Annotated in this window: 19 protein-coding genes; 6 read left to right on the forward strand and 13 right to left on the reverse strand. The window is 75.5% G+C overall.

From position 1 onward, the window contains the following. Position 1: 1 nt before the first annotated feature. Genes BMZ50_RS01035 through murD form a run of 3 tightly spaced genes read right to left on the reverse strand, consistent with a single transcriptional unit; the run spans position 2 to position 3,541 of the window. Positions 2 to 895 carry a glutamate cyclase domain-containing protein gene (locus tag BMZ50_RS01035; RefSeq protein WP_091320007.1) on the reverse strand — a complete coding sequence of 298 codons (894 nt, stop codon included), beginning with the start codon at positions 893 to 895 and terminating at the stop codon, positions 2 to 4. Then, complete coding sequence (locus tag BMZ50_RS01040) at positions 892 to 2,214, reverse strand: MurL-like N-terminal domain-containing (RefSeq protein ID WP_091320011.1); 1,323 nt, start codon at positions 2,212 to 2,214, stop codon at positions 892 to 894. The genes BMZ50_RS01035 and BMZ50_RS01040 overlap by 4 nt, the downstream gene beginning before the upstream one ends. Then, positions 2,207 to 3,541 (reverse strand): UDP-N-acetylmuramoyl-L-alanine--D-glutamate ligase, encoded by a 1,335-nt coding sequence (gene murD / locus BMZ50_RS01045; protein ID WP_177212575.1) that lies wholly within the window; start codon positions 3,539 to 3,541, stop codon positions 2,207 to 2,209. The genes BMZ50_RS01040 and murD overlap by 8 nt, the downstream gene beginning before the upstream one ends. A 167-nt stretch (positions 3,542 to 3,708) precedes the next feature. On the opposite strand from murD, the gene nhaA reads away from it, so the two are divergent. From nhaA to BMZ50_RS01060, 3 genes are all read left to right on the forward strand, one after another. After that, positions 3,709 to 5,016: a Na+/H+ antiporter NhaA gene (gene nhaA / locus BMZ50_RS01050; RefSeq protein ID WP_091320019.1), complete on the forward strand. Its 1,308-nt coding sequence runs from the start codon at positions 3,709 to 3,711 to the stop codon at positions 5,014 to 5,016. 322 nt (positions 5,017 to 5,338) lie between these two features. Beyond that, positions 5,339 to 6,067, forward strand: coding sequence for a hypothetical protein (locus BMZ50_RS23900; RefSeq protein WP_091320022.1), 729 nt, complete (start codon positions 5,339 to 5,341; stop codon positions 6,065 to 6,067). Between the two features lie 14 nt (positions 6,068 to 6,081). Continuing rightward, complete coding sequence (locus BMZ50_RS01060; protein WP_177212576.1) at positions 6,082 to 6,504, forward strand: HXXEE domain-containing protein; 423 nt, start codon at positions 6,082 to 6,084, stop codon at positions 6,502 to 6,504. Between the two features lie 22 nt (positions 6,505 to 6,526). Here the strand turns inward: BMZ50_RS01060 and BMZ50_RS01065 are convergent, their stop codons facing one another. The 3 genes from BMZ50_RS01065 to BMZ50_RS01075 all read right to left on the reverse strand — a co-directional run bounded on the left by BMZ50_RS01065 (position 6,527) and on the right by BMZ50_RS01075 (position 9,850). Next, positions 6,527 to 8,254, reverse strand: a complete 1,728-nt coding sequence (locus BMZ50_RS01065; RefSeq protein ID WP_091320026.1) for a DUF885 domain-containing protein — start codon at positions 8,252 to 8,254, stop codon at positions 6,527 to 6,529. After that, positions 8,251 to 8,784, reverse strand: coding sequence for a heme-binding beta-barrel domain-containing protein (locus tag BMZ50_RS01070; RefSeq protein ID WP_091320035.1), 534 nt, complete (start codon positions 8,782 to 8,784; stop codon positions 8,251 to 8,253). The genes BMZ50_RS01065 and BMZ50_RS01070 overlap by 4 nt, the downstream gene beginning before the upstream one ends. Positions 8,785 to 8,920: 136 nt before the next feature. Then, the gene (locus tag BMZ50_RS01075) at positions 8,921 to 9,850 is read right to left on the reverse strand and encodes an NAD-dependent epimerase/dehydratase family protein (RefSeq protein ID WP_091320040.1); all 930 of its coding nucleotides are present in this window, start codon (positions 9,848 to 9,850) and stop codon (positions 8,921 to 8,923) included. A 121-nt stretch (positions 9,851 to 9,971) separates the two neighbouring features. Here BMZ50_RS01075 and BMZ50_RS01080 point away from each other — a divergent pair, with 121 nt between their 5' ends. The 3 genes from BMZ50_RS01080 to BMZ50_RS01090 all read left to right on the forward strand — a co-directional run bounded on the left by BMZ50_RS01080 (position 9,972) and on the right by BMZ50_RS01090 (position 13,629). After that, the gene (locus tag BMZ50_RS01080; protein WP_091320044.1) at positions 9,972 to 10,661 is read left to right on the forward strand and encodes a TetR/AcrR family transcriptional regulator; all 690 of its coding nucleotides are present in this window, start codon (positions 9,972 to 9,974) and stop codon (positions 10,659 to 10,661) included. Between the two features lie 192 nt (positions 10,662 to 10,853). Next, positions 10,854 to 12,314: a benzaldehyde dehydrogenase gene (locus BMZ50_RS01085; RefSeq protein ID WP_091320047.1), complete on the forward strand. Its 1,461-nt coding sequence runs from the start codon at positions 10,854 to 10,856 to the stop codon at positions 12,312 to 12,314. Positions 12,315 to 12,546: 232 nt separating this feature from the next. After that, a complete protein-coding gene (locus BMZ50_RS01090; protein WP_091320050.1) occupies positions 12,547 to 13,629 on the forward strand; it encodes a right-handed parallel beta-helix repeat-containing protein in 1,083 nt (360 codons plus the stop codon). A gap of 183 nt (positions 13,630 to 13,812) precedes the next feature. Here BMZ50_RS01090 and BMZ50_RS01095 read toward each other — a convergent pair whose 3' ends face one another. The 7 genes from BMZ50_RS01095 to BMZ50_RS01125 all read right to left on the reverse strand — a co-directional run bounded on the left by BMZ50_RS01095 (position 13,813) and on the right by BMZ50_RS01125 (position 18,310). Then, positions 13,813 to 14,106, reverse strand: coding sequence for a DUF1416 domain-containing protein (locus BMZ50_RS01095; RefSeq protein WP_091320053.1), 294 nt, complete (start codon positions 14,104 to 14,106; stop codon positions 13,813 to 13,815). 6 nt (positions 14,107 to 14,112) lie between these two features. Continuing rightward, positions 14,113 to 14,940 (reverse strand): sulfurtransferase, encoded by an 828-nt coding sequence (locus BMZ50_RS01100; RefSeq protein ID WP_091320056.1) that lies wholly within the window; start codon positions 14,938 to 14,940, stop codon positions 14,113 to 14,115. Positions 14,941 to 14,975: 35 nt separating this feature from the next. Continuing rightward, on the reverse strand, positions 14,976 to 15,413 hold the full coding sequence (locus BMZ50_RS01105) for a DUF4395 domain-containing protein (RefSeq protein WP_091320059.1): 438 nt from the start codon (positions 15,411 to 15,413) through the stop codon (positions 14,976 to 14,978). Between the two features lie 146 nt (positions 15,414 to 15,559). Next, entirely contained in the window at positions 15,560 to 16,015 is a 456-nt protein-coding gene (locus tag BMZ50_RS01110) for a thioredoxin family protein (protein ID WP_245753226.1), read from the reverse strand. A 42-nt stretch (positions 16,016 to 16,057) separates the two neighbouring features. Next, positions 16,058 to 16,747, reverse strand: coding sequence for an LmeA family phospholipid-binding protein (locus BMZ50_RS01115; RefSeq protein ID WP_091320063.1), 690 nt, complete (start codon positions 16,745 to 16,747; stop codon positions 16,058 to 16,060). Between the two features lie 10 nt (positions 16,748 to 16,757). Next, entirely contained in the window at positions 16,758 to 17,555 is a 798-nt protein-coding gene (locus BMZ50_RS01120; protein WP_143087042.1) for a hypothetical protein, read from the reverse strand. Then, positions 17,552 to 18,310, reverse strand: a complete 759-nt coding sequence (locus BMZ50_RS01125; protein ID WP_218146038.1) for a serine aminopeptidase domain-containing protein — start codon at positions 18,308 to 18,310, stop codon at positions 17,552 to 17,554. The genes BMZ50_RS01120 and BMZ50_RS01125 overlap by 4 nt, the downstream gene beginning before the upstream one ends. Between the last annotated feature and the right edge of the window lie 57 nt (positions 18,311 to 18,367).

Raw genomic sequence — 18,367 nt, forward strand, 5'->3', positions numbered from 1 at the left:
CCTATGCCTGCGCCAGTTCCCGCAGTTGGGCGAGCAGATCGGCGTAGGCGGTCACCGGCACGCCGTCGACCGAGGCGCCGGGCAGCCCGGTGACGCCGTCGATGCCGCCGGCCGCGCCGGCGACCTCGAGCAGCGCGGCGTCCACCGCCGGGTCGAGCAGCGCGGCCAGCGCCGCGGCGTGCCGGGGGACCAGCACCGCCAGCGCGGCGACCAGCGCGGAGCACCCCCAGTTGGAGGTGCCCGCCACGGTGAGAGCGTCCACCGGCACGCGGCAGGCGATCCGCGCCCCGTGCGCCACCGCGGCGGCGACCACCTCGGCCGGCACGTTGCCCATGCCGATCTCGTTGCCGCCGTCGCCGACCGCGCCGGTGACGGGCCCGGGCACGGCGAAGGCCGCGTGCAGCGGCGCGGTGGACGGCGTGATGTCCACCGCCCGCATGGTCATCACCCGTCCCGCGGCGTTGGGCCCCAGCCGCTCGACCGCCACCAGGACCGCCGGTTCGAGCGCGGCGACCGCACCGGCCACCGCGGCCTCGCCGGCATCGGCCGGCACCACCCGCAGCCGGCCGGCGCCCAGCACGCCCAGGCAGGCGCCGGTCACCACCGCGCAGGGCTCGTCGGTGAGCACGACCGGCTCGGCCCCCAGCAACGCCAGCGCCCGCGCGAGGACGGCCGTCCCGACCGGGCCGTCGGTCTCGGCGGCCGGGGTCGGCGCCCAGGCGATGTGCACGCCGGTGACCAGGCCCACCCGGGCGCCGGCGGCCCCGGCGGCGGCCAGGGCGCCCGCCAGCCGGGCGAGCTGGCCGCGCACCGCCGCGCCCAGGGCGGTGACGTCGCGGGCACCGGGCCGCAGCACCGCCCCCTCGATCACGGCCAGCCGCCGCGCGACGCTCACGTGACCGGCGGGCGGCCCTCCGCGAGCACCCGCCGCAGCGGGCCGAGGTGGGCCTCGGGCACCGCGTGCTCGCCGCGGGGCTCCAGGAAACCGGCGACCGTGGCCCCCGTGACCGCGGCGAAGGAGGCCGCCTCACCCCCGAGCTCGCGCACCACCGGGCACCCGCCCCACGCCCGGCTGCCCGCCAGGTGCGCCATGGCAGCGGCGCTCTCGGCCCGCTCCCCCACGCAGTCGAAGGGCTTCTCCGTCGCCCACAGCCGGCGGAATCCGCCGGCCAGGGAGAGGTCCTCCAGCGGGTTGCCGCCGAACATCTCGACGGCCGCGTCCGGCGTGAGGAAGACCGCAAAGCACAGGAAGGTGAACAGGCACTTGTCGCAGTGCAGGCACCACCGCTGGGTCGCCTCGCCCCCCAGGTGCCGCTGCGTGTAGGAGCGGTTGCAGCTGAGGATCTCGCCGCGCAGGCCGGGCAGGTTCGCCACCGCGGCGACGGTCGCCAGCTCCGACAGCTGGCGGGTGAGGCTGAAGTAGCCGACGCCCAGCTCGCCGGCGGCCGCGGCGAACAGCCGCTCGAATTCGTAGGACTTCGAGTACTGGTGGTTCACCCGGGCGCCGTCGATCTCCAGCGTCTCCTCGTCGGCGGAGCGCTCGTTGGCGAACACCACCGGGTCGAAGCCGCCCAGGACGGCGACCAGCGTCGAGATCGCCGAGTTGATCGCGGTCACCGGCACGTGCCCGTTGAGCCCGCCGTCGGCCGTCCGCACGGCCAGCAGCGGGTCCAGCCGCCGCCGCACGCCGATCAGCGGCACCCCGGCGGCGCGGGCGACGTCGCGCTGGGCGTCGGTCGGGTTGATCGCCAGCGCGGTGGCCGGGGAGACGACCACCAGCGCGAGCGCGGAGTCCTTGCCGCCGCCGACCGGCAGCAGCGGGCCCCGCCCGCCGCCGCCCGCGAGCGCCGGGACGTCGTCGGTGAGCTCGACGTCCCACTGCACCGCGTGCGGCACCGGCAGCCGGTTCACCGCCGCGAACTCGCCGAGCCCGTGCGTGTAGGCGGCCTCGGCGACGGCGTACTGCGCCTTGGTGAGGGGACGGCCGACCGCGACCCGGCCCGGTGCCCGCAGCTTGTAGTAGCTGGTGCCCATGACCAGGTGCACGAGGTCGAGCGCCGCGTCGAGCCGGGCGGGATCCGCGGCCCCGAGCAGCTCGGTGTCGAGGGTCAGCCGCTCGGTGAACACGTCGCCGGCCAGCTCGTAGGAGAACGCGGCCTCCCCGGTGGCGAGCTCCAGGGAGCGGTCGGCGACGACGAAGACCTCGTCAGACACGCTGCGCTCCGGCGTCCGCGAGGATCTGCTCATAGGTCCGTGCCAACTCCTCGTAGTTGCGGTAGCGGTTGTAGCTGGGCGCGCCCGGCGAGAGCAGCACGATCCCGTCCTGCGGGGCCGTCGCGATCGCCTCGGCCACCGCGTCGGCCAGGGACGCGGTCTCGGTGACCGGAGGAGGCACCCCGGCGGAGGCCGCTGCGGCACGGATGTCGGCGGCCAGACGGGCGCCGGTGTCGGGGATGGTGACCACCCGCACCGCCCCCTGCCGCGCGACGACGCTGCCGGCCAGGTCGCGGAAGTCCAGGCCGCGGTCCTGGCCGCCGGCGATCAGCGTGACGTGCCGCGGGGCCAGCGCGTCGAGCGCGGCCAGCACCGACACCGGCGTGGTGCTCAGCGCGTCGTCGATGAAGGTCACACCGCCCAGCGTGGCCACCGGCGAGAGCCGGTGCGGCAGCGCGCGGAACTCCGCGACGGCGGTGCGCACCGCGTCGCGGTGCCCGGCCAGGTCCACGCCCATCCGGACGGCCGTGGCCAGCGCGACGTGCACGTTGGCCACGTTGTGCAGCCCGGGCAGGTGCTCGGGCCGGAACTCCGCCAGCCGCGCCCGGGGGACGACGTCGGCCGGGTCGACCAGCTGCGCGGGGTCGAGATACTGCTCCGCGATCCCGCGGGCCTGCGGGCCGACCACCACCGACGCGGGGCCGCAGCCGGCGAAGAGGTGCAGCTTGTCCCGGTAGTAGGCCTCGACCCCGCCGTGCCAGTCGAGGTGCTCGGGAGCGAGCGCGGTCACCGCGCCGCAGCCGGCGAAGTGGTCCACCGCGGCGGCCTGGTAGCTGGACACCTCGACCACCAGCGACGTCCCGTCCGGAACGGCCTGGTCGAGGAGCACGTCGAGCAGCGGTGTGCCGATGTTGCCCGCGTGCACCGCGGGCCGGCCGGCGGCGGTGAGCACCGCGGCGGCCAGCGCGCTCGTCGTGCTCTTCCCCTTCGTGCCCGTGACGCACAGCGTCGGCACCGACCGGGCGGCGAACTCGGCGAGCGCGACGCCGGTGCCCGAGGCGAACGTCGTGCGGGCGGCGAGGGCCCGCGCGTCCTCGCGGTAGGGACTGATCCCCGGGGAGCGGAAGACGACGTCGCACCCGGCGAGCGCGGCGACGTCGGAGCCGGCCTGCACGCCCGGCGGCAGGTCGGCGGCGGCCGGCGGCGCCGCGTCGACGACGACGATCCCGGCGGCTCCGGCGCAGACGGCGGCCCGGACGGCGGCCCGGCCCTCCCGGCCGTGGCCCCAGACGCCGACCCGGCGCCCGGCGAGCTCGGCGAGCCTCACCGGCCGCTCCACGGCGGTACCGAGCGGAGAGCCACGGCGCCCACTGTACGGAGCAGCGGGCGGAGCCGACGCCGCGCGCGGGCGGCCGCCGGTAGGGTTCGTGGACGGTGCGCCGGGAAGTCTGGTCGGCAGTGGATCAACCGACCCCACCGCCTGGAGCTGCCCCCGTGACGACCCCCACCCGCCTCTTCGGCCGCGGTTCGTGGCCCGAGACCCGCCGGATTGCGGAGGTGCTCCGCAAGGAGACCGTCGGCGGCGCGCTGCTGCTGGGAGCCGCGGCGATCGCGCTGGTGTGGGCCAACTCGCCCTGGGCGGAGAGCTACGAGGCCCTGCGCGACACCCGGGTGGGCCCGGCGCCGCTGCACCTGGACCTCGCGCTGGGCACGTGGGCGGCCGACGGCCTGCTGGCGATCTTCTTCTTCGTGGCGGGGCTGGAGCTCAAGCGGGAGTTCGTCGCCGGCGACCTGCGCGAGCCGCGCCGGGCGGCGCTGCCCGTGGCCGCGGCGATCGGCGGCATGGCGGTGCCGGCGCTGTTCTTCGTCCTGCTCAACCTCGGCCGGGACGACGGCGCCCTGCGCGGCTGGGCCATCCCCTCGGCCACGGACATCGCCTTCGCCCTCGCCGTCCTGGCGGTGATCAGCACCCACCTGCCCAGCGCGCTGCGCACCTTCCTGCTCACCCTGGCGGTGGTCGACGACCTGCTCGCGATCGTGGTGATCGCGATCTTCTACACCGAGGACCTCTCGGTCGCCCCGCTGCTGCTCGCGCTGGTGCCGCTGGCCCTGTTCGGCTTGCTGGTCCAGAAGCGGGTGCGCTCCTGGTTGCTGCTGCTGCCGCTCGCGGCGGGAACCTGGGTCCTCGTGCACGAGTCCGGCGTGCACGCCACGGTCGCCGGGGTGCTGCTGGCCTTCACGGTGCCGGTGGTGCGCAGCGCGGCCGCGGGCGGCCCGGACGCCGGCCCGGGCCTGGCCGAGCACTTCGAGCACCGGCTGCGGCCGCTGTCGGCCGGGGTGGCGGTCCCGGTGTTCGCGTTCTTCTCCGCCGGGGTGGCCGTCGGCGGCCTCTCCGGGCTCGGCGCCTCGGTCACCGACAGCGTCGCGGTGGGCATCGCCGTCGGCCTGGTGGCGGGCAAGGCGATCGGCATCAGCGCCTCCACCTGGCTGGTCTCCCGGTTCACCCGCGCCCAGCTCGACGAGGCGCTGGGCTGGCCCGACGTCCTCGGGCTGGCCCTGCTCGGCGGGATCGGCTTCACCGTCTCCCTGCTGATCACCGAGCTCGCCTACGGCGCCGGGTCGGAGACCTACGAGCACGCCAAGGTGGGCATCCTCACCGGCACGCTGGCGGCGGCTCTGCTGGCCAGCGTCGTGCTCCGACTGCGCAACCGCCGCTACCGGCGCCTGTACGAGGAGGAGCAGGTCGACCGCGACGCCGACGGTGTCCCCGACGTCTACCAACGGCCTTCCGCCGAGGGCTGAAAATCCGCGTTGCCGGGGCCGGCCGGGGCGACGTACCGTCGAGGTACACGAGAAGGGAGGTGGTCCGGATCTTGCTTGCTTATCGGACTCGTGAGGTGGCTGTCCGCTAGCCGCCGTCTGTGATGGGCCGCCCGTTCGGAGTGGAATCCGAACGACGGCACGATCGCCCGTCCGCCGTACGGCGGCGAGCGAGAACCGGACAGTCACCCGACCCCCGGGCCGCCGACCGTTGTCCAGTCGGCCCGCGTGCTGCTTCCCTCGTTCGTGGAGGGAGAGCGCCGCGGAGCAGCCCGGGGGTTGTCCGTTCTCCGGGGAGGCCGCCGTGCAGTTCGCCGGCCGCCCCGTCGAGATCGACGTCTCCGCCGGCGCCTGGATCGCCGAGGCGGTACGCCCCTTGGGGGAGCACGTCGTCGGCGGCCTCGTGCCCCCGGTCTTCGCCGCCTACGCCCGCGTGTTCCACCCCGCGGCCCGCTACGACGGGCTCGTCGACGTCGACGTCGCCTGGGCGGAGGTCGCCGCGGCCAACGGCACCCGCGCGCACCCGGCCATGGAGTGGGGCTCGATCACCGGCGCGATGGAGTTCTTCGAGGCGGCCGACCAGTCGCCGCTCTGGGACGGCGCCCCGGCCCGCGGCCACCTGCCGGAGACCGTGGCGCACCGGCTGGCCGGGGTGCTGGCCCGGCACACGACCACCCCGGCCGACTGCTTGTTCGGCGTGTGGTCCGGCTTCGCCGAGCTGGTCGCCGACCACCCCACGCTGGCCCTGCCCGGGCGCGAGCACTGGCTGGTCCGGGGGCCGATCGGCCTGGCGGCGGCGAACCTCGCGCGGGAGCCGGCCGAGCAGAGCGCGAACCTGTGGTGGCCGGCCGACCGCGCGTGGTTCGTGGCCACCGACATCGACCTGGTGACGACCTACGTCGGCGGCAGCCGGGCCTGCGTCGACGAGCTGCTCGCCGCCGAGGGGCTGGAGGCGGCGGAGGTGCTCCCGACCCAGCGGATCAACTGGGACGCAGACACGCTCAACCCCCTGCCCCTCGACGGCCCCGCCTGAGCGGTCATTCGCGGGTGCACGACGGCTCCCGCCGGGCGGGGGATCACCGCTGGGCGTGGCCGTTGTTCGCCGGCTTCGCGGCGCACAACATCGAGGAGGCAGCGACGATGCGCGCCTTCCTCGACGGGGACGCCGGCGGGCTCGGCGCGGCCCTCGGCCTCGGGCCGCACCTGCTGCCCGCCTGGCTGGTCGCGGTCACGCTGGTGACCGTCGCCGCGCTGGTCGTCGTCCTGGCCGCGACCGGACAGCGGCCCCGGCCGTGGGCCCGCGAGGGGGTCACCGTCCTCGCCGTCGTCATGGTGGCCAACGTGCTCGTGCCGCACGTGCCCGCCGCGCTCGCCACCGGGGGCTACGTGCCCGGCCTGCTGACCTCGGTGCTGCTCGCCCTGCCGCTGGGCGCGGCGTTCCTGGTCCGGGACCGGCGCCGCCGCGGCTGATCGACCACCCGGGCCGCCCCGGCTACAGCAGCGCCAGCTCGGCGGCGAGGTCGTCGAGGCCGAGCGAGCCCTGCGACAGCGCGGCCATGTGCCAGGCCTTGAGGTCGAAGCCGTCCCCGCGGGCCCGACGCGCCGCCTCCCGGCCGGCCAGCCAGGCCCGTTCCCCCAGCTTGTAGCTGATCGCCTGCCCCGGGATGCCGAGGTAGCGGACCAGCTCACTGTCGAGGAAGGCGAGCTCGGCGCCGGAGTGCTCGCCCAGGAAGGCGCGCGCCAGGTCCGGTGTCCACGGCCGGCCCCGGTGCCCGGCGAGCGCGCCCTCGGCGTCATCGGGGACGGGCAGTCCCAGGTGCACTCCGATGTCGATCACCACCCGGACCGCCCGCAGCTGCTGCGCGTCCAGGAAGCCCAGCCGCGTCGCGGGATCGGGGAAGTAGCCGAGCTCGTCCATCAGCCGCTCGGCGTAGAGGGCCCAGCCCTCGACGTTGGCCCCCACCGAGCCCAGCGAGGCCTGGTAGGTGGACAGCTGCCCCGAGACGTGGACCCACTGGGCCAGCTGCAGGTGATGGCCCGGGACGCCCTCGTGGTACCAGATCGAGACCAGGTCCCAGAGCGGGAAGCGGGTGCGCTCGAGCGTCGGCAGCCAGGTGCGACCCGGCCGGGAGAAGTCCTGCGCCGGCCGGGTGTAGTACGGCGCGGCGGCGCTGCCGGGCGGGGCGATCATCGCCTCCACCCGGCGGACCGGCTCGGCGAGGTCGAAGTGCGTGCCGTCCAGCTCCGCGATCGCGTCGTCCATCATCGCCTGCAGCCGCGCGCGGATCGCCTCCACGCCCTCGACGGCCGGACCGTTGAGCGCCAGCCAGCGCATCGCCTCCATCGGCGTCGCGCCGACCAGGACCTTCTCGGCCTCGGTGCGCTGCTCGGCGAGGATCCGCCGGTGCTCGGCCCAGCCCCAGGCGTAGGCCTCCTCCAGCCCATCGCCGGCGCCCAGGTCGGAGCCGGTCCAGCGGCGGGCGTGCAGCGCGTAGCGCTCCCGGCCGACGGCGTCCGGCGTCCCCTCCGTCCGCGGGCCGTAGTCCTCGCGGAGGAAGTCGCGCATCTCGGCCACCGCCTGGTCGGCGGCCCGGGCGGCGGCGTCGAGCTCCGGGCGCAGCGCGTCGGGACCGTTGGCCACGAACCCGCCGAAGTACGGCAGGAGCAGCCACTCCTCCAGCTGGGCCACGACGGTGCGCACCTGGCGCGGTGCGACGAGCAGACCCCGGCGGGCGCCCTCCTCCAGGGATGCGCGGTAGCCGCGGTAGGCCTCCGGGACACGGGCCATGCGGCGGCCGATGACCGCCCAGTCCTCCTCGGTCGCGGTGGGCATGAGGGAGAAGACCTGGCGGACCGAGTGCACCGGGCTGAACAGGTTGGACAGCGCCCGCAGCCCCTCGCCGGCCTCGTGGACCGCCAGCTCGGACTCCAGCCGCTCGCGCAGCAGCCGCGCGCAGCGCCGCTCGACCGGGTCCTCGGCCAGCGACGGGTCGGCGGCCAGCACCCGGTCCAGCTCGGCGAGGGTGTCGCGGACCAGCTGCGCCTCGGCCTCGAGCCCGGCGGGGCTGTAATCGGGCAGCCGGTCGTCACCGGGGCGGGCCCCCAGCGAGGTGGCGACGATCGGGTCGAGCTCGCAGACCGCGTCGACGTACCGGTCGGCCACCTGGCGGGGGGTGCCGGGCTGGGCGGAGCGACCCGACGTGCGCGCCGGCCCCGTCACCGGAGGCGCTCCAGACGGGCGGACATGGTCGGGCGGAGCTGCTCGTCGGCCCCGGCGCGGTCGATGGCGTACATGAGCGCCCCCTCGACGATGCCGTACAGCCGGACCGCCCGCGTCACGTCGGGCGCGTCCGGCGTGCGGGCCAGGACGTCGGTGGCCAGCTCCCAGCTGGTCGTCGTCCGGGCGGAGCCGACGTAGAGCTCGACCAGGCCCTCGGGGCTGGCCACCAGCAGCTCCACGTCGTCCTGGCCGCGGGGCCGCCAGAACCCGGACTCCCGGACGGCCGGGCCGACGACCTTCCCGTCGTCGGTCAGCCGCCAGGTGCGCGACTCGTAGGCGAGGAACGCGCGGCCGTCGTGGCTGAACCGCATCCACTGGCCGAACCGGTGGTCCCCCTCGGCGCCGGCGGCCTGCCCCTCCCCGTGCCACTCCCCCAGCAGCGGGAGGACGGCGAGCAGCTCCTCGGAGACCTCCGGGCCCGAGCGGACGTCGACGGTGTCCGGGACCGGCAGCTCGGTGGCCTCGCTCATCGGCGGGCCCCCTTCGGACGGCGGGAGAGCCGGCGGGCGCCGAGGCCGCAGCTGAGCGCGGCGAGCGACGCCAGGGCGACGAGGACCCAGGCAGCGACCATGCCGTCCACCGTAGGGCCCCGGCGGGCCCGGAACCTCAGGCGGGAGCCGGCACCGCACCCGCCGTCGCCGCCATGACGTGCGCCCACGGGGTCGCGGTCAGCCCGAAGGTGGCCGTGGTGGCGGTCGCGTCGACGACGAACTCCTGGTCGAACTGGTGCCGGACGTCGACCACCTCCCGCATCATCGGGGAGACCAGCCCGAGCCCGCGCAGCAGCGCCCACGGCAGGCCGCTCACCGGCACCGGCGGCACGCCGAGCGCGCCGGCGAGGTCCCCGATCGCCTGCCGTTGGGAGCGGGGTGCGGCGCTGGGCACGTGCCAGGCGCGACCGAGGGCCCGCTCGTCGGTGCCGAGGGTGGCCAGGACGGCGGCCACGTCGGGCAGGTACGCCCAGCTGCGGGGGGCGTCGGGGTCCCCGACCACCCACGCCCGCCGGCCGCGGCGCAGGGCGGGCAGCTGGCGGACCAGGTGCGAGTGCTGGGCCGGCACCTGCGGGCCGACGAAGTCCGCGGCGCGCGCCTCGGCCACCCGGACCCGCCCGGCCTGGTGCGCGGCCAGCGCCTCCCGCCACATCCCGATCCGCACCCGCCCCTTGACGTCGGTGGCGGCCAGCGGGTCCTCCGGGCTCATCGGCCCGCTCGGCCGGCCGTAGACGTAGAGGTTGGACATCGTCACCAGCACCGCGCCGGTGCGCTCGGCGGCCGCGAGCAGGGCCGCGGCGACGGGCGGCCAGTCGGTGGCCCAGCGGTGGTAGGCGGGGTTGACCGCGTTGTACAGGGCGGTCGCGCCGCGGGCGGCGCTCGCCACCGCGTCGGCGTCGGCCGCGTCCACCCGGCGGTGCTCGATCGCCTCGGTGGACGCGCCGCCGCTGCGGGAGAGCACCCGGACCCGGTGCCCCCGTTCGGCGAGCAGCTGCGCCGTCGTCGCCCCGACCGCGCCCTTGCCCACGATCACGTGCAGTGCCATGTCCGTTCCTCCGATCTCGATGTGAGAGCAGTGCTCTCTGTCGAGATCAACAGTCGCAGTCCTGCTCAACCCTGTCAAGAGCAGTGCTCACACTTGCGTGCGGTGATCTCTCAACGGCAGGATGGCGGTCGTGCCCCCTACCGCCCGCGAGCGCGTCCGCGCCGAGCTGACCGCCGAGATCACCGCCGCCGCCCGCCGGCAGCTGGCCGAGGTCGGGGCCGCCGCCCTCTCCCTGCGGGCGGTCGCCCGGGAGCTGGGCATGGCCTCCTCGGCGCTCTACCGCTACTTCCCCAGTCGTGACGACCTGCTGACCCGGCTGATCATCGACGGCTACGACGCCCTGGGTGCCGCCGCGGAGGCCGCCGACGACCCGGCCGCGCCGCCGCGGGAGCGGTGGCTGGCCGTCTGCCGCGCCGTGCGCGCCTGGGCCCGGGAGCACCCGCACGAGTACGCGCTGCTCTACGGCTCACCGGTGCCGGGCTATGCCGCCCCCCGCGACACGGTTCCGGCCGCCTCCCGGGTGGGTGTGGCGCTCGGCCGGGTGCTCGGGGACGCCGCCCGCGCCGGCGCCCTGCCGGATACCGACGGTGAGCGCGACCCCGGCCTGGTGAGCGAGGAGGCGGTGGCCGTCCTCGGGGGCGAGCACCCCGCGCTCGACGAGGCGGTCCGGGTGCGCGCCCTGCTGGCCTGGAGCGCGCTCTACGGCACCCTCAGCTTCGAGCTCTTCGGCCACTTCGCCGGGTCGGTCCAGGACGCCGACCGCTATTTCGACCGCGCGATGGGCGAGCTGGCCGGCCTCATCGGGCTGTAGCCGCCCGGAAGCGACGGGTTCCTCCTCGTCATCCGGTATCACCGTCATCCGGCATCACCGAGCGTCCGGGCGAGTGGCATGGTCGTTCTCGACCCCGGCGGGCTCCGGCGCCGACCCGGCAGCCGTGATCACGGCCCGGCCCGCGCCTGACGGCGGATCTCGACACCCGACACTCGATCTGGAGGACACGACGTGGCATTGCTCGACGACGGTGCATGGCAGGGCAAGGTCTGGACGGGGGCCTGGACCGACGGGTCCGGCGGCACCTACGACGCGGTGGAGCCGGCGACCGGCGACGTGCTCGCCCCCGTCGGCAAGGCGACCCCGGAGGACGTGCACACCGCCGTCGAGCGGGCGGTGGCCGCGCAGCGGGCGTGGGCGGCGCTGCCGTTCGAGGAGCGGGCCCGGGTGCTGCGCCGGGCCGGTGAGGTGCTGGAGGCCAACGCCGAGGAGATCAAGGGCTGGCTGGCGCGGGAGTCCGGGGCGATCCAGCCCTTCGGCGACTTCCAGGTGCACACGTCGGCGGCCGAGTGCTACGAGGCCTCCGCGCTGCCGTCGCACCCGTACGGCGAGCTGCTGCGCAGCGGGTCGCCGCGGCTGTCCTTCGCCCGGCGGGTGCCGGCCGGGGTGGTCGGGGTGATCGCGCCGTTCAACGTGCCGACCATCCTGGCCATCCGGGCGGTGGCCCCGGCGCTGGCGCTGGGCAACGCGGTCATCCTCAAGCCCGACCCGCGCACGGCGATCTCCGGCGGGGCGATGTTCGCCCGCGTGTTCGAGGAGGCCGGGCTGCCGGCCGGGGTGCTGCAGGTGCTGCCCGGCGGCGCCGACGTCGGCGAGGCGCTGGTCGTGGAGCCGGCGGTGCGGATCATCGCCTTCACCGGCTCCACCCGGGCCGGCCGCGCGGTGGGCGCCCTGGCCGGGCAGCACCTCAAGCGGGCGCACCTGGAGCTGGGCGGCAACTCGGCGCTGATCGTGCTGCCCGACGTCGACGTGGCCGCCGCCGCCTCGGTCGGGGCGTGGGGCACCTTCTCCCACTCCGGGCAGATCTGCATGGCCACCAGCCGGCACCTGGTGCACGCCGACATCGCCGAGGAGTACACCGCGGTGCTCACCGAGAAGGTGGCCAAGCTGCCGGTCGGCGACCCGTTCCGGGAGCAGGTCGCGCTCGGCCCGCTGATCGACGCCGGGCAGCGCGACCGGGTGCACGGCCTGGTCACCGCCAGCGTCGAGGGCGGGGCCACGGTGCGCACCGGCGGCACCTTCGAGGGGCTGTTCTACCGGCCCACCGTGCTCGGCGACGTCCCGGTCGCCGCCCCGGCCTACACCGAGGAGATCTTCGGCCCGGTCGCCCCGGTCACCCCGTTCAGCAGCCTCGACGAGGTCGCCGCGCTGGCCGCCGGCACCGAGTACGGGCTGAGCCTGGGCATCCTCACCCGCGACGTGTACGCCGGGCTGCAGCTGGCCGAGCGCATCCCCTCCGGGCTGGTGCACATCAACGACCAGACGGTCAACGACGAGGCGGTGGCCCCCTTCGGCGGCGTCGGCGCCTCGGGCACCGGCTCCCGGCACGGCGGCCCGCAGGCCAACATCGAGGCGTTCACCGAGACCCAGTGGGTCACCCTCCGCGGCGACCTGCCCGCCTACCCCTTCTGACCGACCGACGCAGGACCAGGGGCCCCCGGACGGTGTTCACGACAACCGTCCGGGAGGTCCCCTGTTCGGCGGGGTCGACTATCACGGCGTCCTGAGCTGCGACAACGCCCGGATCGGGGGGATTCCAGAGTCCTTCGGCCCTACGTGAGGCTGGCGCTCATTCGACGGGCCACCGTCGCGGACGCCGACGTCCGCGGCGGGGGGGACGGTGCCCACGAACCGAGGAGTGCCGATGCACGTCCGCAGTGCCCGACTCGTCCTGGTCGCCACCGCCGTGGCCGCCACGACCCTCTCCCTGGCCGGCCCGGCCCTCGCCGACGACGGCGACCGGGGCAGGGGGAAACCCGGCTTCAGCATCCAGGAGGCCGTCGACAAGGCCCGCCCCGGTGACACCATCCACATCCCGTCCGGCACCTACGACGAGAGCGTCGTCATCTCCACCGACGGCATCACGCTGCGGGGCCGCAACGTGGTGATCGAGCCGCGCACCGCCGACCCCACGCCGTGCGACGAGGCGCCCCGCGTCTCCGGGATCTGCATCACCGACGAGGTCCTCTTCCCCACCGACCCCGAGGGTGAGGTCGAGGTGGTCGACGCCGTGAGGAACGTGACCATCCGCGGCATCACGGTCACCGGCGCCACGGGCGACGGGCTGGTCGGCCTCGGCACGGAGAACCTCGACGTCCGGGACAGCGCGTTCAAGGACAACGGCGGCTACGGCGCGGCCAGCTTCGTCGGCAAGGGCACGACCTTCGAGAACAACACCGCCAAGGGCAACCACGAGGCCGGCTTCTACGTCGGTGACAGCCCGGACTCGGGCGCAGAGGTCAAGGGCAACTACTCCGCGGACAACGAGCTCGGCTTCTTCTTCCGCAGCGCGAGCGACGGGGAGGCGCGCCGCAACGTCGCCGAGGGCAACTGCTTCGGCGTGCTCGTGCTCGCCGACGCGCCCGGCCCCGCCGCCGACTGGGAGATCCGGGACAACAAGGTCCGCAACAACAGCAAGGTCTGCGCCGACCCCTCGGGCAGCGGCGGGTTCCTGAGCGGGGCCGGAATCCTGCTGCTCGGCGCCACGGACTTCGAGGTCCGCGACAACACGGTGACCGGCAACGTCTCGAAGAGCGAAGGTCCGAGCCTGGCCGAGGGCGGGATCGTCGTGAGGACCGGTTTCGGCGGGACAGCGCCCACCGGCACGATCGGGGACAACCGCGTCCGCGACAACGCGCCGGCCGACCTGGTGTGGGACGAGAGCGGGGACGTCGAGTTCGACGACAACCGCTGCCGGACCTCCCTCCCGGACGGTCTCTGCGACTGACGGCGCACCGCCGCGACGGCGCCCGCTCCGGCTCCGGGCCGGGGCGGGCGTCGCCGTGTCCGGGCCGGCGCCCGGCCGGAACAGCACGGCGCCCGCCCCGGCAGGAACCGGGACGGGCGCCGCTGCGCGGGCCCCGTCCCGGGGCCCGCCCTGAGCGTGCGAAGGGCGGGGAGGCCGGGGCCCTTACCCGATCGCGACCGTGGTCTCGTTGAGGCCGACGTCGGCGGTGAGCACGCGCTCGCCCTTGCCGATCGGCGCCAGCGAGCGCAGCTTCCACTGCCCGGGGGCGGCGAAGAACCGGAACTCCCCCTCGGGACTGGTGACGACCTCGGCGGTGAACTCGTCGGTCTCGTCCAGCAGCCGCACGTAGGCACCGGCCACCGGGGCACCGTCGTGCCAGACCGAACCCTGGATGACCGTCTGGGTGGTCAGGTCGATGCCCGCGAGGTCACCGCCCTGCTTCGGGGCTCCGCACATGTCAGCTCACTTCTCGATCGGGACGCCGACGAGCGAGCCGTACTCGACCCAGCTGCCGTCGTAGTTCTTCACGTCGGACTTGCCGAGCAGCTCGCGCAGCACGAACCAGGTGTGGCTCGAGCGCTCGCCGATGCGGCAGTAGGCGATGGTCGCCTTGCTGTCGTCGTAGCCCTGCTCGTCGTAGAGCGCGGCGAGCTGCTCGTCGCTCTTGAAGGTGCCGTCCTCGTTGGCCGCCTTGCTCCACGGGATGTTGATCGCGGTCGGGACGTGCCCGCCCTTCTGCGCCATCTCCTGCGGCAGGTGCGCCGGGGCGAGGATCTTGCCGGAGAACTCGTCGGGCGAGCGGACGTCGACGATGTTCTTGTTGCCGATCGAGGCCACGACCTCGTCGCGGAAGGCGCGGATCGACAGGTCCGGGTCGCTGGCCCGGTACTGCGTGGTCGGACGCTCGACGACGTCCTTCGACAGCGGGCGCCCGTCGAGCTCCCACTTCTTGCGGCCGCCGTCGATGAGCTTGACGTCCTGGTGGCCGTAGAGCTTGAAGTACCAGTACGCGTAGGCGGCGAACCAGTTGTTGTTGCCGCCGTAGAGGATCACGGTGTCGTCGTTGCTGATCCCGCGGGAGGACAGCAGCGCCTCGAAGCCGGCCTTGTCGACGAAGTCGCGGCGCAGCGGGTCCTGCAGATCCTTCTTCCAGTCCAGCTTGACGGCACCCTCGAGGTGGCCGCCGTCGTAGGCGGTGGTGTCCTCGTCGACCTCGACGAAGACGAGGCCGGGCCGGGCGAGATTCTCCTGCGCCCAGTCAGCGGTGACGAGCACGTCGGTGCGGCTCATGGGGGTGTTCCTCCCTGTGGTGGTCGGTGTGCGGATCAGGCGGTGCGCGCCGGCATCAGCCGGCGGACGGTCAGATAGAGCTCGCAGCCGAGGCAGAAGCCGGTGACCGCGTTGAGCAGGGCCGCCACCAGCGCGAAGCCGGTGGCGACGGCACCGAGCAGCGGCGCGCCGAGCAGGTACCCGGCGGCGCCGACGACGGTGAAGAGGAGCCCGACCAGCTGGGCGAAGCGCGGGGGCGCCTCGGGTTCCCGGTCACGGACCGGGCCCAGCCGCGGGGCGACGAGGGTGCGGAAGAGGACCGCGTAGGGCGCGTACCGCAGACCGGCGAGCCCGCCGGCAGCGAAGACGGCCGCCTGGGCGGCGACCAGCCAGCCGCCGGCGGTCAGCAGGGCGACGGCGAGGACGACGGAGGTCACCGCGGCGGCGAAGCGCGGGCCGCGGGTGTCGATGAGTCGTGCCGGTGCAGAGGGCATGGAGAGGGCTTCCGGACGGCGGTCAGGGCGCGTCTGGGCGAGTCGCGCTCGCCCTCAGGAGGCCGGACACAGGCAGCTGCCGACGCGGCACAGGTCGACTGTGCGGCGCGAGGTCAGCAGGATGTGCACGGCGCGAGGGTAACGGATCACCCGCCCCACCCGTCCCGGGCACCCGTGTGGGCGTCGACCAACGCGGTCAGCTCCTCGGCCCGCGGCGCACCGCTGCTGCGGCCGAGCAGGCTGCCGTCCCGGCGCAGGTAGAGCAGCGTCGGCGTCCGCCGGACGTCGAGCGCGCGGACGGCGTCGAGGTGGCTCTCGGCGTCCACGTCGACGTAGGCCAGCCCCGGCCGGGTCGCCTGCAGCTGCTGCAGCCGCGCCCGGGTGGCCCGGCACGGCCCGCAGAACGCCGTGGAGAACTGGACGACGGTCAGCTCGGCGTCGGCCGGCCGCACGCCCAGCTCCTCGAGCACCGCGGTGGGGATCGTGTCCGCCTCCTCGCCGTCCGCGCCGCGCAGGGCGCCGTTCCTCGTCCGCGCCCACCGGACCGCGGCCACCGTCACCGCCAGCGCGACGGCCAGCACGACAGCTCCGGTGACGCTCACGCCGGCACCAACCCGCGCGGTTCCGGGGGCTATTCCCCGGCCTCAGCCGCGCAGGACGGTGTCACGGGCCTCGACGGTGACCTGCACGCCGTCCTCGGCCGGGCGCACGCCGGTCAGCTGCAGGCCGAAGGGGAGCTCCGGGAGGGGATGGCGCAGGTCGAGCTGGCTGCTCGCCTGGTCCACCAGGAAGCCGGGCAGCTCCACGCCGGCGCCGGAGGCCTGCTGGACGTCGACGACCAGGTCGCCGCCGTCGAGGGACACGGTCCCGGCCGCGGTGAGCGGCAGGGTGAGGCCGGCGAGCTCGACGGTCCGGGTGATCCGCAGCCCGTCGCCCACCCGGGTCAGCGTGGTGTCGCCGCCCAGCTGCTGCGCCAGCAGCTCGTAGGAGAGCGTCGCCGTCCCGTCGACCCGCGCGACCGGCACCTCCGCCACCGAGCCGGACAGCACGTCGGACAGCGGCACCTGCACCCCGCGCAGCGTGACATCGGCGCGGGTGCCCTCGGGCTGGCCGAGGTCGTCGGCGGTCAGGGAGAGCCGGACCTCGTCGTACTCGCCGCCCACGGCCTGGGTGAGGAAGGGGAACCCGCCGATCTCGACGTCCGGTTCGCCCGCCAGCCCGCCCCGGTCTGCGACCACCCGGGCCACCTGGTCCTCGGCGATGCCCACGCCGACCCGGTCGGCCACCACGGCCAGCCCCAGCAGCAGGAGCAGGACCACCAGGAGCGCGCGCACCGCCGGCCCCTCAGAGGGCGTTCTGCAGGAGGAGGGAGAAGATCACCGGCGCGCAGGCGGCGACGGGCAGCACGGCCTGCAGCAGCGGCGTCGCCCACGCCGAGCGGGCCCCCTCGGCCGCGATGTAGCCGGCGGCCAGCCCGATCAGCGCGGCGACGGCCGCGAGCACCAAGCCGGAGAGCAGCCCCGGCAGGATCTCGGCCGGGGCCCCGCTGCCCTGCCGGGCCACCGCCACGACGACGCCGGCCAGCACCCCCGCCACCAGGCCCGGCACGACCGCGGGCCGGGGCAGCCCCGCGTCGACGAGCCGGCCGACGACCACCGTCGCGCCGACGACCAGCAGCGCCGTGGTCGCCGCGCCGTCGTCGCCGGCGGACCCCAGGAGGAGCAGCACCGCCAGAGCCGACACGCCGCAGATCAGCAGGACGATGCCGGCCAGGGAGCCGACCACCTCCCGCCGCGGGGCCGGGCGCAGCATCTGGTGCAGCACGGCGGCGAGGAAGCCCAGCCCCGGCACCGCCAGGAGCGCCCCGATCTCCGGGCGCTCGGGCAGCACCATCAGCACGTCGGCCCCGGCCGCCGCGGCGACGCCCAGCACGAGCGCGCCCCGCCCGGCGAGCACCCCGGTGGCCGGCACCCAGGCCGCCACCAGCGCCAGCTGGAGGACGGCGACCGCCGCCACCCGCCCCGGCTCCCCCAGGGCCTCCGGGAGGAGCACCAGCAGCGCGATCGCGACGGCGGCGGCGGCCGCCGTCGCCAGGAAGGCGCCACGGGGGAGCACGGCCGGCTCGGACGTGGCTGCAGTCACGGGTTGATCGTCGCAGAAGCCCAGCGGCCGATCCGTTCGACGAGCGGGCCGGTGGCGCCGCTCTCGGCGTGTCCGAAGCCCGGCACCAGCCAGGCGGTGGCCGCCGCGCCGGCCGCCCGGGCGAGGAGGCGGAAGTGCTCGACCGGGAAGTACTCGTCCCGCTCACCGTGCACCAGCAGCAGCGGGGTGGGCGCGATCCGGCTCACCACCTGCAGCGGCGCCGGCGGCGGGATGATCCACGGCTCGGCGAGGCGCAGCCGGACCAGCCGCGCGCCGACCCGCCGCCCGGTGCCGGTCTCCAGCAGCCAGTGCACCCGCCGCATCGGGGCGGTGTCCCGCACGTACCAGCGGCTGACCGCGCTGACGCCCACCACGGCGTCGGGCCGGTGCCGGCCCAGCGCGGCCTGGCGCAGGGCCACCCCGCCCCCCATGGACATGCCCACGGTGACCACCGCCTCGGCGCCGTCGGCGCGGGCCGCGGCCACCGCGGCGTCGAGGTCGAGCAGCTCGGCGTCGCCGCCCACCCCGGAGCTCCCGCCGGAGCGCCCGTGCCCGCGGAAGTCCAGGCCGCGGACCTCGCCGAACCGGCGCAGCCAGCCCGCCAGGCGCACGAACCCCGGCCGGGCGACGGAGTTGGTGAACCCGTGCGCGACGACGAAGGTGAGCGCGCGGGCGCCGTAGGCTGGAGGTGCCGGTAGATCCGCCGGCACGACGACACCGGAGAGCCGGACACCGTCCTCCGTGCGCACCGTCACGCGGCGCAGGTCGGCAAGAACGGATGGCGCCGGCAACACGTCGGTTATCCTGCTGTC

Source organism: Geodermatophilus ruber (assembly GCF_900114385.1).
GTDB classification, from domain to species: domain Bacteria; phylum Actinomycetota; class Actinomycetes; order Mycobacteriales; family Geodermatophilaceae; genus Geodermatophilus; species Geodermatophilus ruber.